Here is a 13556-nt window from a genome sequence, read left to right as displayed (position 1 = left end):
CAAATCCCACAGAGGAGCAGGTGATGGCGCACCGGTACAAGGTTCGCGAGATCGCCCAGCAGTGCGGGCTCAGCGAGGCCACCGTCGACCGGGTGCTCAACGACCGGCCCGGGGTCCGGGAGAACACCCGCGCCGAGGTGCAGCAGGCGATCGCCGATCTGGACAAACAGCGGGCACAGCTGCGGCTGAACGGCCGGCGCTTCCTGATCGACGTGGTGATGCAGACGCCCACCCGGTTCTCCGATGCGTTCCGCGCCGCGGTGGAGGCCGAACTGCCGTCTTTCGCGCCGGCGATGCTGCGGGCCCGCTTCCATCTGTGGGAGAGCGGCGCGACGGCAGCCACCGTGGATCAGCTGGCCCGGCTCCGGGGCAGCCATGGCGTCATCCTCAAGGCGCCCGACGAACCGGAGGTCGCCGAGGCGGTCGATCAACTGGTCGCCGCCGGCACCCCGGTGGTGACCTATACAACCGATGTGCCGGGCAGCTCGCGATGCGGTTACGTCGGTATCGACAACCACGCCGCGGGCGTCACGGCGGCGTACCTGGTCAGGCAGTGGTTGGGTACCGCGGGTGGCTCGGTCCTCATCACCCTGTCCCGGAACGTCTTCCGCGGGGAAGGGGAGCGCGAGGTCGGGTTCCGTTCCGGCCTGCGGGGTGCCGGCCTGGAAGTCGTGGACGTCACCGACAGCGACGGTATCGACGCCACCAACGAACGATTGGTGCTCGAGGCGCTGCACCGGCATCCGGGTATCGAGGCGGTGTACTCGGTGGGCGGCGGCAACACCGCGACCGTCGCGGCGTTCGAGAAGATGGGCCGCGCCTGCAAGGTGTTCGTGGCCCACGATCTGGACGCCGACAACCGACGCTTGTTGCGGGAAGGGCGCATTTCGGTGGTCCTGCACAACGACCTGCGCGCCGACGCGCGCTTGGCGTTACGGGCCATCCTCTCGGAGCGGGGCGCGCTGCCCACCGAACCGGTGCGGGCGGTACCGGTTCAAATCGTGACTCCCTATAACGTTCCGGGCTGATACTGTAACGCTGAGCAGTCGCTCAGCATCGAATTGGAACAAGTTACTGACGCGTACGCTGCGGTTCTTAGATTTTCGGCGCCAGCAACAGTGACGAAAACCACAATTTTGTCTCAGTTCGTTCGGCCACAGTGTCGTGAACTGGGCAGACGGTGGCGCTGCAGCGGCGTGTCGAGTGGCCCCGCCGTGAAGCGTTGCCTAAGGAAAGTGCAATAATCGGTACTACGAGTGACATCAAACTCTGATGGGTGAAAACCCGACGGTGCGTTCCTTCGGACAGCGCCGGGGTACGCCCTATCAAGAGTCGCAGCAGTACTCACATTTTGTTCACCGGCGAAAGGCGAAAGACGTGGGTCCGACCGACAACGGAACCAAGTCGCACCCTCGGGAAAAACTGGAGAAGGTGGTCATCCGCTTCGCGGGTGACTCCGGCGACGGTATGCAGCTCACGGGCGACCGTTTCACTTCCGAGGCCGCGCTCTTCGGCAACGACCTGGCTACTCAGCCCAACTATCCGGCTGAGATCCGGGCGCCACAGGGCACGCTGCCCGGTGTCTCGTCGTTCCAGATCCAGATCGCCGATTACGACATCCTGACCGCCGGCGATCGGCCCGATGTTCTTGTCGCCATGAACCCGGCGGCGCTGAAGGCCAACATCGGCGACCTGCCGCGCGGCGGCCTGGTGATCGCCAACTCCGACGAGTTCACCAAGCGCAACCTCGCCAAGGTCGGCTACGACGCCAACCCGCTGGAGAACGACGAACTCTCCGACTACAACGTCCAGGCCGTCGCGATGACGTCGTTGACCTTGGGCGCTGTCGAGGCCATCGGCGCCTCCAAGAAGGACGGCCAGCGCGCCAAGAACATGTTCGCGCTCGGGTTGCTGTCCTGGATGTACGGCAGGCCCATCGAGACCAGCGAGACCTTCATCCGGGAGAAGTTCGCCCGCAAGCCCGATGTCGCCGAAGCCAACGTGCTGGCGCTCAAGGCCGGCTGGAACTACGGCGAGACCACCGAGGCCTTCGCCACCACCTATGAGGTGTCCCCGGCCAAGCTCAAGTCGGGTGAGTACCGCCAGATCTCCGGCAACACCGCGCTGGCCTACGGTCTGGTGGCCGCCGGGCACCTGGCCGACCTGCAGGTGATGCTGGGCAGCTATCCGATCACCCCGGCGTCGGACATCCTGCACGAGCTGTCCAAGCACAAGAACTTCAACGTCCTGACCTTCCAGGCCGAGGACGAGATCGCCGGCATCGGATCGGCCATCGGCGCGTCCTACGGCGGCGCACTGGGTGTCACCACCACCTCCGGCCCCGGCATCTCGCTGAAGTCCGAGGCCATCGGCCTGGCGGTGATGACCGAGCTGCCGCTGGTGATCATCGACGTCCAGCGCGGCGGCCCGTCCACCGGTCTGCCCACCAAGACCGAACAGGCCGACCTGCTGCAGGCCATGTTCGGCCGTAACGGCGAATCGCCGGTCGCGGTCTTGGCGCCGCGCTCCCCGTCGGACTGCTTCGACATCGCCGTGGAAGCGGTGCGGATCGCCATCAAGTACCACACTCCGGTGATCGTGCTGTCCGACGGCGCCATCGCCAACGGCAGTGAGCCGTGGCGCATCCCCGACATCGCGAGCTACCCGAAGATCGCGCACGCTTTCGTCGCCGAGGGTGAGCCGTTCCAGCCGTACGCCCGTGATCCGCAGACGCTGGCCCGCCAGTTCGCCATCCCGGGCACCCCGGGTCTGGAGCACCGTATCGGTGGTCTGGAGTCGGCCAACGGTTCGGGCAACATCTCCTACGACCCCGCCAACCACGATCTGATGGTGCGCCTGCGGCAGGAGAAGATCGCCGGCATCGAGGTACCCGATCTGCAGGTCGACGACCCCACCGGCGACGCCGAACTGCTGCTGCTGGGCTGGGGCAGCTCCTACGGTCCCATCGGCGAGGCGTGCCGTCGCGCCCGGCGCAAGGGCATCAAGGTGGCGCACGCTCACCTGCAGTACCTCAACCCGTTCCCGGCCAACCTCGAAGAGGTGCTGCGGCGGTACCCCAAGGTCGTGGCGCCCGAGATGAACCTCGGTCAGCTGGCGTTGCTGCTGCGCGGCCGATTCCTGGTCGACGTGCAGTCGGTGACGAAGGTGCAGGGCATGGCGTTCCTGGCCGACGAACTCGAAGGGGTCATCGATTCCGCACTCGACGGAACGCTGGCCGAGAAGGAAAGTGACAAGGCCAAACTCGCTCGACTGGCCGCTGTCATCCAAGAGCCGGCCGCGACTGGTGTAGGAGCAGACTCATGACTGACCTGATGGGAAGCCTCAACGGCCTCGATCTGGGCCTGACGCCCGGGCTGTCCAAGACCAGCGGCGTCCCCACCACCGACACGCCGATGAAGGGCAAGGACTTCACCAGCGACCAGGAGGTGCGCTGGTGCCCCGGGTGCGGTGACTACGTCATCCTCAACACCATTCGCAACTTCCTGCCGGAGCTCGGGCTGCGGCGCGAGAACATGGTGTTCGTCAGTGGCATCGGCTGCTCCAGCCGGTTCCCGTACTACTTGGAGACCTACGGTCTGCACTCCATCCACGGCCGTGCGCCGTCGATCGCGACCGGTCTGTCGCTGGCCCGCGACGATCTGTCGGTCTGGGTGGTCACCGGTGACGGTGACGCGCTGTCCATCGGTGGTAACCACCTGATCCACGCGCTGCGCCGCAACATGAACATCACGATCCTGCTGTTCAACAACCGGATCTACGGCCTGACTAAGGGGCAGTACTCGCCGACGTCGGAGGTCGGCAAGGTCACCAAGTCGACGCCCATGGGCTCGCTGGACCACCCGTTCAACCCGGTGTCGCTGGCCCTGGGTGCCGAGGCCACCTTCGTCGGACGCGCCTTGGACTCCGACCGCGCCGGGCTCACCGAGGTGTTGCGGGCAGCCGCCGAACACCGTGGCGCCGCCCTGGTGGAGATCCTGCAGGACTGCCCGATCTTCAACGACGGTTCCTTCGACCTGCTGCGCAAGGAAGGCGCCGAGGAGCGCGTCATCCGCGTGAAGCCGGGTGAACCGGTGACCTTCGGTGCCAACGACGAATACTGCGTGGTGCGCAGCGGGTTCGGGCTCGAAGTGGCCAAGACCGCAGACGTCGCGGGCGAGGAGATCGTGGTCCACGACCCGTCGCTCAACGACCCGTCGTACTCCTTTGCGTTGTCACGCCTGAGCGATCAGAACCTCGAGCACACCGTGATGGGGATTTTCCGTCAGGTACAGCGGCCGACGTACAACGACGCCGCGCGTCACCAGGTGGCCACCGCACGGGAGACCATCCCGCACGACACCGCCGCACTTCAGTCGCTGCTTCGGGGCCGCGACACCTGGACCGTCGACTAATCTGAGGCGCATGTCCCCTCCGCTGGCCGGTGTCGTGCTGGCGGGTGGGGCGTCGCGGCGGATGGGGCGCGACAAGGCCACCGTCATCTTCGACGGACCCGGCGGACCGAAGCCGATGGTCGAATACGTGGTGGCGACGCTGTCCGCGCGCTGCGACCCGGTGTTCGTCATCGCCGCGCCCGGTCAGGCGCTGCCGGAGCTGCCTGCGACGGTGTTGCGAGACGAGGTGCGCGGTGTCGGTCCGCTGCTGGCCACGGGTCGCGGTCTGCGCGCGGCCGCGGATGCAGGTGCCGAGCGGGCTTTTGTGTGTGCGGTGGACATGCCGCTGATGACCGTCGAGTTGATCGACGAGCTGGCAAGCCACACCGGTGCCGACGTGATCCTGCCCTGGGACGGGCGGGACCACTACCTGGCCGGTATCTACCAGACCGGCTTGTCTGACCGCATCGAAGGGTTGATCGCCGCGGGGGAGCGCAGCATGCGCGCGCTGGTCGACACTGTGAACACCCAGCGCATCGTGCTGCCGGAACAGCCGGCACTCGCAAATATCAATACCGCGGCTGACCTGCACTGAATGTGCACAGCAAATCCTCACCTGTCGGCACAATTTAGTTAAACCCCCTGATCATGTTTCGCCCCGTAACAACGGGGGCCTGGGGTGTCGCGGCGCCGGTCGCGTGAGAAAGCATGTGCAGCAACCGATTTGGCCGAATCGGACCCTATCTGTGGTTCATTCACCCGCGTTCCGGCAAAGTTAGCTGGAATCGCGGAGTTTCTGGCTTCGAAAATGGCATCTCCATGATTTCCGGTGCGCGTTCAACCGTATCGGCGCAAGCCTGTCGTTGCCGTCTGCGTCGAGGCTGGGCATCACATCAATAATGTTCTGTCACAGCAGTTTCAGACCTCGGTACGCATCGGCACGGTTCAAAGCCGCTTCATCGGTGCAGACCCATCCGGGAGTCCAGGGTGAGTCTCGCTAACCGTCAGTGATATACGTAAAGTCCTGTACAGCAGTGTCTTTCGGGTAAATCGGCGTCACTATCCGAACAGCGGCGAGGTGACTGTCCTAGCAAAACCGTTGCTCGCGATGGCTTTCCGGTTGGGAGGGACCCAACGTCCACTTGCGTCACAGCGGTAACAACAACCAATTTGTCGCTGGCGCAAGAGCTTTGAAACCAGGCACAATCTGTGGCGTGGTTCACAAAAAGGACGTGAGATAGGTCACTTTCGAAATGAATCCATTCCGATCGGGTACAGCGGGCAATTGCTGCGATGACCTGCACAGACTCTTCTAAGGTTTTGCCGTGATCTGTCCGTTATCAAACTGAGATAAGCGCGTCGGCGATGTGACTACCGGTCGATCTCCCCGTACGGTCCATTTTGTCCCGAAAGGGAGCTGACAATTTCACATAACCACGAAACCTGCGTGTGAGTGGGAGTGGCGGGGTCGAAACCAGGCCCAGCCTCCGTCGAGCAGAAGCCGGCGGGCCGATGATGCCTCCCCTGTCATGTCTGACCGAGACGGCATGACCCGATGAGCCGCGGTCCTCACGAGACCAGCACACCCACCTGATGGTGGGTGTGGCAATGGCGCGCGCGTGGCGAAAGGAACGATGTTGTACAACCTCCGCAAGAAGCTCACCATGGCTGTGATCGGTGGGGCGCTGGTTGCGGCCCCGATGGCACTCAGCGCGGGCACCGCCAACGCGGACAGCGTGAACTGGGATGCCGTGGCAGCCTGCGAGTCTGGCGGTAACTGGTCGATCAACACCGGAAACGGCTACTACGGTGGCCTGCAGTTCACCATGGGTACCTGGCAGTCCAACGGCGGCAACGGCTCGCCGCACACTGCCACCCGCGAGGAGCAGATCCGCGTCGCGGAGAACGTGCTGCAGAGCCAGGGCATCGGCGCATGGCCGGTGTGCGGCGGCCGCGGCTAGTACGCGATCGGAACAACCTGACGAGTCGACGGTGCCGGGCGTTCTGCCCGGCACCGTCGGCGTCTTTTTTTCACGGTGTGAGTTCAATGAGGCAGCCGAAACGCCGACCGTGCGGCGACGGCGCTCAGATGCCGGGTCAGGACCGGTTCGGGCACCAGTGCCGAGGCCCGGCTGGCCAGCGCACTCAAGACCGCCGGTCGCAGGTTGACGATCCTGCCGATGGTGGCGGATTCCCGCACCAGCGGCGCGGTGCGACGCTTGCGCACTGCGGCGAAGGCCGCGAAGGCCGTCGGGACATCAGCTGACCCGCTCACCAGGTGCGCCAGGACGGCAGCGTCTTCGAGCGCCTGGCAGCCACCCTGGCCCAGATGCGGGCGCATAGGGTGGGCCGCGTCACCCACGATCACGATCGGCCCGCGCGCCCATTGCCGTGCCGGTGCGCGGTCATACAGGTCGTTGCGCAACACAGCGCCGGCCTCGGTGGCAGCGAGGATCGAGGGAACCGGATCCGCCCACCCGCGGAATTTCTCCCGCAGATAGGCCAGCTCGCCGCCGGGGGAGCGCTGTCCCTCCGGAGTGCGTTCCGTGGCGAACCAATACGTCAGCTCGTCTCCCAGCGGCACATGTCCCACCTCCGCACCCGGCGCCAACGTCTCGCCTGCCAGGGCGGGGTCCAGAGAGTAGGTGGCGATACCGCGCCACGCGGTGTAACCGGCGTAACGATTCGCCAGGCCGCCGTTGAGGTGCCGCGCCACCACCGAATGGGTGCCATCGGCGCCGATCACCGCCTCGGCGTGGACGTCGGTGTTGTCCGCCAGCGTCAGCCGCACTCCGTCGGCGGTGGCGAGCACGCCGGTGACGGCCATGCCGTAACGAACGGTGCCCGCTGTCAGTGCTCCGGCGAGAATGTCGCGCAACGCTGCTCGTTGCACCACGACGAGCGGCTCGCCCAGCGCCTTCACCAGGCGCTCGGGCGACGGGCGGCGTAACCACGAGCCGTCGTGCCACCTCATCGCTCCGGCGGTGATCCGGCCCCCTGCCGCTCGCACGGCGTCGCCGAGCCCGATCTCGTCGAGTGCCGCCAACGCGTTGGGCCAGATGCTGATGCCCGCCCCGAGCGAGGTGTCCTGTCGTTCTTCGATCACCGTCACGCGGTATCCGCGGCGCTGAAGTGCTGCTGCGGTGGCCAATCCGGCGATCCCCGCACCCACGACGACGAACTGTTCGCTCACGGGTAGAACGTACCGACGCCGCAATTCGTCAAGCGGTGGAGACGTCGGATTCACACCGACGAAACGCAGCGATGATTTCCTGACAGGGAACAAGGTCTACCGCTGTTATATCCACCCCGTATCCGTGACGGAAGGGCCGATGAAACCCGATCTGGAACTGACCAGCGTGCCGGCCTGGGCCGCCACCGTTCAAAAACCCGAAGCCGACCTGACCGGACGATACTGGTCGCTGGTCAGCTTCGGTCCCGACGCCGAAGCGGTGGTGGCCGACTGGACCACGCAGATCACCGCACACCGTCCCGACGCCGGCCTCACCGTGCACACCTTGGCGGTCGACGCCGACGCCGCCGCCGCGGAGGCGGTCTCCGCGGACCTCGCCGAGGCGTTGGTCGGGTGGCGGCTGATGGTGGCCGGCCCCGCCGATGTCCTCCTGCGACTACGCGCGCATGCCTTGAGGTGCGGCGTCGCCGATGACGAGATGGTGGTGGCCAGCACCACGGTGCAGGCCCGCGACGTGATCTGTGTGCACTGCAGCACGCGCACCCGGACCGATGTGGCCATGGAAGGGGTTGTGCCGTGCGTCGGCTGCGGACGTAATCTGCTTGTTTACTACCATGTTTCACGCTTGAAGGGCGCTCACCTGGGTTTCATGGTGGACGCCGAATCGGTGGCCTCATGAGCACCCTCGAACTCGTGGTCCGCGCCATCGACGATGGTGTTCCCGGGGTCCGCACCGTGACCCTGGCGCGTCCCGACGGCGCGGTGCTGCCGTCGTTCACCCCGGGTAGCCACATTGTCATCGAATGCGGGGACACCGCCAACGCATACTCCCTCACCTCGGACAGCGTGGCGCCGCGTGAGTATGTCGTGTCTGTCTTGGAATGTCCCACCGGTGCAGGCGGTTCCCGCTGGATCCACCACGAACTGGCGGTCGGGGACAGCGTCGTCACCCGCCCGCCCCGTAGTGCCTTTGCGCCGGTGCTGCGCGCACGCCGGCATCTGCTGATCGCCGCCGGCATCGGGATCACGCCGATGATCTCGCACCTGCGCAGTGCTCAACGGTGGGGCCGGGAGGTGCAGGTGCTGTACCTGCACCGCGAGGGCCGGGGCGCCTACGTCGAGGAGGTGAAATCCTTGACCGACGACGCGCAGATGTACACCGAGCGCGCCTCGTTCCTGACCGATCTGAGGCCGGCGCTCGCCTCGCAGCCGTTCGGTGCACATCTGTACGTGTGCGGCCCGGCGTCGTTCATGGACGATGTGGTGTCCACGGCGGCGGCGCTGGGGTGGCCGCCCAGCCGGATTCACCTGGAACGCTTCGGCATCGACGCTCTTGACCCCGGAGAACCGTTCGAAGTGGTGGTCTCCGGTACCGGCGAGGCGTTTGTCGTCGACTCGGGTGTTTCACTGCTGGAAGCGCTCGAAGCGCGCGGCCATGACATCCCCAACCTGTGCCGGCAGGGAGTGTGCGGTGAGTGCCGCGTGCCCGTGTCCAGCGGCGAGATCCTGCATCGCGACCTGTATCTCAGCGACGCTGACAAAGCGGCCTGCGACTCGATGATGAGTTGTGTGTCGCGAGCCGCCGGTGGCCGCATAGAACTGTCCCTGTGATCGGAGGAACCTGCACGTGACCGTCCTGCCCGAGCTGATCTCCGCGCCGGATCTGGTGCGCACCTTCCCTTTTCCGTTCCCTGCCGAAACCTACCGGTACAGCACCAACGTCGAGCCCGCAGGTAGTGCCGTCGTAACCCCAGCCGGTCAGTGGGGCGCGCGGGTGATCGACATCGACAGCGAATACGAACACGAGCTCGCCGAACGGTCGCGCATTCTCGCGAGCGACCCCAGTCGCTACGCGGTGCTGCCACACATGCGGACCGCGTGCTGGGACGTCATGCTGGCCATGATGACGGAGATGGCCACGGCGTATCCGGAGTCGATGTCGCTGACACACGACGGCACCACCTGGCACTGGCAGAACCGCAGGCTGGGCATCGACGTCCGGTTCGTGGTGGGTGATGAGTCGACATTGCCCGCTGAACCGTTGGCGTACATCGCTTCTCAGGTTCAAGAGGACATCGTGCTGCTCGATCAGCGTGACGGTGACCTGTTCGGCGACGCCGGCGTGGTGACCTTCGCCGCGGACTGGTCATTCGGGTTCGACGTGGGGATGACGTTCCTGGAGATTCACGGCCCGGTACCGCGGTTGCGCGAAACCGGTGTGATCACCCGGGCGCGGGAGTTCCTGATGCGCTTGCAACCCAACGAGACCTACCGTCGCACCAATTGGTCGATGACGATCGGGCGACGGCTCGACGTCTCGACCGAGCTGTATCACGAATGGGGCCCGGATCGTCCGATGGTGGGCACCGTCGACGACGAGACCTTCGGGCGGCTGGTGCATCTGCGGGTCGAAGTGCAGCACCTCATTCGGCTGCCGGAGTCGGGAGCCATCTGTTTCCTGATCCGCACGTACATGCTGCCGTTGGCGGATCTGGCGACGGTCGAGCCCTGGCGCGAGCGCGCCGCGATGGTGCTGGCCGAGCTGCCGGACGACATGGCCGACTACAAGGGGATCATCTCCTACCGCGATCGTGCGGTGCAGTGGCTGCGCTCCCGCGGGCCCAGCTAGATTCTGTGGGCCAGTGAGAAGGGCCGGTCACCTTGCGGTGACCGGCCCTTTCCTGTTGAGCGGCAGCAGAATCAGTAGACGGGCGGTTCGCCTTCGGCGGCGGGACCCGCCTCGATCGGCTTGTGCTCGATGATCGCTTTGTAGGCGTGGTTCTCGTGCTGGATCATGCGGACGAAGAACCCGATGAAGAGCACAACGGCGAGGATGAAGAAGATCCACACACCGAGAGAGTTACCGCCGAACGTGAAGACCGGGCCGAGTTCGTCGTAGCTGTCGATGGGACTGAACATTTATTTCACCCCCTCGCCGGCTCCGAGCACCGCGGTGCCACTGCTGGGCTTCATGGTGGTGACGGGGATGCCCTCGGGGTACGGGGTGGCCGGAACCTCGGTGAGGTCCAGACCCTGCAGTTCGACCTCCGGTGGGATGCGTAGCAGGCCCGCCTTTTTCAGCACCAGTGAGACGAGATACGTCGGAAGGAAGCCCAGTATCGCGAACACCGCTGCGCCGACGGCCTGGCCCCAGAACGAGATCGACGGATTTCCGTCGGTGTTGGGGTAGCCGGCCAAGAAGACGCCTGCCATCAACACCGAGTACAGGCCGATACCGCCGTGCACGGTCACCGCACCCACCACATCGTCGATCTTGAAGCGCTCGATCAACTTGCCGATGAACGGGATCAGCGCGCCTGCCACCAGGGCGATGACGAACGCCAGGGCGGGGTGGTAGAGGTCCATGCCGGAGGCGATACCGATGATTCCGGCGAGGCCGCCGGAGATGGTCCAGAACGGCTCACCGCGGGAGGTGATGTACGTGCCGATGATGCCGCCGGCAAGGCCCATCAGGGCGTTGAAGGCGAAGGCGGACAACGTGGTCGGGCTGCCGTAGATGGTGGCGTAGCCCGTACCGCTGTAGATCACGCAGCCCATCAGGAAACCGAAGAAGCCGGCGAAGATCAGCATCAGGCCGAGCATGGTGAGCGGCAGGTTGTGCGGGCGGATGGTGACAGCGGTGCCGTCGGGCGCGAACCGGCCGATGCGCGGGCCGAGGTTGATCAGGATGCCCAGGGTGGCGAAGCCCGCGATCATGTGGACGCAGCCGGCGGCGCCGACGTCGTGGAAGCCGAGCTGGGTGAGCATCCAGCCTGCGCCGTGCCAGCCCCAGGCCGCGCCGATGATCCAGACAACCGACCCGACGAGGACGGTCAGGATCAGGAAGGCGCTGGTGCGGATACGTTCCAGGACGGCGCCGGACATGATCGATCCGGTGGTCGCGGCGAACAGGGCAAAGGCACCCCAGAAGATACCGCTGGCGGAGTCGGCCGTATTCGGGCCCATGTTGTCGCTCCACGGCAGCGCTGCCTTGGCGGCATCGGTCATCTCGATGAAGCCGCTCGGCATGGCGTTGTAGAGGAACCAGCCGACAAAAAAGAAGGAAGCGATGATGGTCGCCAATGCCAACAGGTTCTTCATGGCCGTCGCGAGCACGTTCTTGGAGCGCGACGCACCGACCTCGTAAGCGAGGAAGCCGGCGTGGATGAGCATCATGACCGCGATGGACATCCAGTAAAAGAACTCATTGTTGACCGCAGCCATGGTCGTCAATGCGTCCTCGACTTCTGGTGTCAAGGGAAACCTCCACGTCTAGGCGAACGGCTGTGGTTTCTCCACAGTGTTCGGGGGGTACTGCGGGTTTACGAGGCTTGACGCTAGCTGTGGGTGTGTGTCCCGGCGGTCACTGCGCGTTAATTTGCGGTGAAGTCCTCGGTCGGCGTTGAGTCCGGCCCCGCTGCTCTCGGATCATGTTCGGCCCGAACGACTTCGCGCCGCGGGCGTTCCAGTCGAGCCGAGACCGCCGTGGCCATGACCTCCGACCTGTGCCGCGAGACCGAATGCTCACGGGGACGACACGTGCCTGCAACAAACCCGTGTTTACCTTTGGTGTACATTATCCACTGTGAAGAAACTCCCCTAGACATCAGAGAAGAGGCGTGCGAGATGGCAGCTCCCACGGACCTGGCGCAGGCAGCGAAAGACAGCAACACCCGTTTTCTCCTCGCGCTGTTCGTCGATCTGCGCGGCAAGCCCTGCGCCAAGCTCGTACCGGTCGAGGCCGTCGATCAACTGGTCAACGAGGGCGTCGGGTTCGCCGGCTACGCCGTGGGCGCCATGGGGCAGGAACCCAAAGACCCTGACCTGATGGCCATTCCGGACCCCGCCTCGTTCACCCCGATCCCGTTCATCAAAGAGGGTCTGGCGATCGTGCACTGCGATCCGCACGTCGAAGGCAAGCCGTGGCCGTTCGCGCCGCGCGTCATCTTGAAGTCGATGCTGCAGCGCGCCGGCGACAGCGATCTCGAGGCCTTCGTGGGCGCCGAGGTGGAGTACTTCCTTCTCCGCCGCGACGCCGACGGAACACTGAAGACCGCCGACCCCGGGGACAACGCGGATCAACCGTGTTACGACGCTCGCGGCGTCACCCGGATGTTCGACCACCTTGCCGGCATCTCCTCGGCGATGAACTCGTTGGGCTGGGGCAACTACGCCAACGACCACGAGGACGGCAACGGGCAGTTCGAGCAGAACTTCACCTACTCCGACGCCCTGACCACCGCAGACCGCGTGATCACCCTGCGTTATCTGCTGACCATGCTCGCCGAGCAGCGCGGCATGATCGCCACCTTCATGGGCAAGCCGTTCAGTGACCGCACCGGCAGCGGGATGCACATGCACCTGTCGTTGCGCAGCAAGGGCGAAGCGGTCTTTCCCGCGTCCGCTGACGCGCCAGACACCCGGGGGCTGGGCCTTTCACCGGTGGCCTACAACTTCCTGGGCGGCATCCTCGAACATGCCTGCGCGCTGCAGGCGGTCGTCGCACCCACCGTGAACGCCTACAAACGCACCGGCGCGATCTCGACCACCTCCGGAGCCAGTTGGGCGCCGCGCACGCCGACCTACGGCGGTAACGACCGCACCCACTATGTCCGCGTGCCCGACGATCAGCGCATCGAACTGCGCGGCCCGGACGGCTCGGCCAACCCGTACCTGGCCATCGCTGCTGCCCTGGGTGCCGGTCTGGACGGCATCAAGCGCAACCTGGATCCGGGTGAGCCGGGTGCCTCGACCACCGAACGGCTGCAACCACTTCCGTTGACCCTGCTGCACGCGGTCGAAGCGCTGGAGGCCGACGATGTGGTGATGAGTGCGCTCGACGGGGCCGGTGAGGGTGTCGGCGCGTACTTCGCGAACCTCAAACGAGACGAGTTCTTCACCTGGCACCGCGAAGTGACCCCATGGGAGATCGAGCGGTACCTGCAAGCGTTCTGAACAGTCTGTTCCCGAAG

12 protein-coding genes are annotated in these 13556 nt (G+C 65.4%); 9 read left to right on the top strand and 3 right to left on the bottom strand.

Going from position 1 to position 13556, the window contains the following annotated elements:
* Positions 1-23: 23 nt before the first annotated feature.
* The 5 genes from NL241_RS24390 to NL241_RS24370 all read left to right on the top strand — a co-directional run bounded on the left by NL241_RS24390 (position 24) and on the right by NL241_RS24370 (position 6352).
* Positions 24-1028, top strand: coding sequence for a LacI family DNA-binding transcriptional regulator (locus tag NL241_RS24390; protein ID WP_494395284.1), 1005 nt, complete (start codon positions 24-26; stop codon positions 1026-1028).
* 349 nt (positions 1029-1377) lie between these two features.
* Positions 1378-3324 carry a 2-oxoacid:acceptor oxidoreductase subunit alpha gene (locus tag NL241_RS24385; protein WP_487686834.1) on the top strand — a complete coding sequence of 649 codons (1947 nt, stop codon included), beginning with the start codon at positions 1378-1380 and terminating at the stop codon, positions 3322-3324.
* Complete coding sequence (locus tag NL241_RS24380; RefSeq protein WP_487686837.1) at positions 3321-4412, top strand: 2-oxoacid:ferredoxin oxidoreductase subunit beta; 1092 nt, start codon at positions 3321-3323, stop codon at positions 4410-4412. Before NL241_RS24385 ends, NL241_RS24380 begins: the two co-directional genes overlap by 4 nt.
* Before the next feature lie 10 nt (positions 4413-4422).
* Positions 4423-4986, top strand: a complete 564-nt coding sequence (gene mobA / locus NL241_RS24375) for a molybdenum cofactor guanylyltransferase (RefSeq protein WP_487686840.1) — start codon at positions 4423-4425, stop codon at positions 4984-4986.
* Positions 4987-6025: 1039 nt separating this feature from the next.
* The gene (locus tag NL241_RS24370; RefSeq protein ID WP_494395283.1) at positions 6026-6352 is read left to right on the top strand and encodes a transglycosylase family protein; all 327 of its coding nucleotides are present in this window, start codon (positions 6026-6028) and stop codon (positions 6350-6352) included.
* A gap of 83 nt (positions 6353-6435) precedes the next feature.
* Here NL241_RS24370 and NL241_RS24365 read toward each other — a convergent pair whose 3' ends face one another.
* On the bottom strand, positions 6436-7584 hold the full coding sequence (locus tag NL241_RS24365; RefSeq protein WP_494395282.1) for an FAD-dependent oxidoreductase: 1149 nt from the start codon (positions 7582-7584) through the stop codon (positions 6436-6438).
* A 139-nt stretch (positions 7585-7723) separates the two neighbouring features.
* Between NL241_RS24365 and NL241_RS24360 the strand changes: the two genes are divergently transcribed.
* From NL241_RS24360 to NL241_RS24350, 3 genes are read left to right on the top strand one after another with little or no spacing between them, the layout of a single operon-like run.
* Positions 7724-8263 carry a dimethylamine monooxygenase subunit DmmA family protein gene (locus NL241_RS24360; RefSeq protein ID WP_494395281.1) on the top strand — a complete coding sequence of 180 codons (540 nt, stop codon included), beginning with the start codon at positions 7724-7726 and terminating at the stop codon, positions 8261-8263.
* Positions 8260-9195 (top strand): PDR/VanB family oxidoreductase, encoded by a 936-nt coding sequence (locus NL241_RS24355; RefSeq protein ID WP_494395280.1) that lies wholly within the window; start codon positions 8260-8262, stop codon positions 9193-9195. Before NL241_RS24360 ends, NL241_RS24355 begins: the two co-directional genes overlap by 4 nt.
* A 34-nt stretch (positions 9196-9229) precedes the next feature.
* Positions 9230-10213, top strand: a complete 984-nt coding sequence (locus NL241_RS24350; RefSeq protein WP_494398381.1) for a heme-dependent oxidative N-demethylase family protein — start codon at positions 9230-9232, stop codon at positions 10211-10213.
* Positions 10214-10284: 71 nt separating this feature from the next.
* On the opposite strand, the gene NL241_RS24345 is transcribed toward NL241_RS24350, so the two are convergent.
* Together NL241_RS24345 and NL241_RS24340 are read right to left on the bottom strand one after the other, a co-directional pair.
* Positions 10285-10503, bottom strand: a complete 219-nt coding sequence (locus tag NL241_RS24345; protein WP_487686850.1) for a hypothetical protein — start codon at positions 10501-10503, stop codon at positions 10285-10287.
* On the bottom strand, positions 10504-11841 hold the full coding sequence (locus NL241_RS24340) for an ammonium transporter (RefSeq protein WP_487686853.1): 1338 nt from the start codon (positions 11839-11841) through the stop codon (positions 10504-10506). It abuts the gene before it with no gap.
* A 369-nt stretch (positions 11842-12210) separates the two neighbouring features.
* On the opposite strand from NL241_RS24340, the gene glnT reads away from it, so the two are divergent.
* Complete coding sequence (glnT, locus tag NL241_RS24335; RefSeq protein ID WP_487686857.1) at positions 12211-13539, top strand: type III glutamate--ammonia ligase; 1329 nt, start codon at positions 12211-12213, stop codon at positions 13537-13539.
* Positions 13540-13556 lie beyond the last annotated feature (17 nt).

The sequence above is a fragment of the Mycolicibacterium sp. SMGY-1XX genome (assembly GCF_059132455.1).
This window is presented reverse-complemented; position numbering and strand designations above follow the sequence as displayed.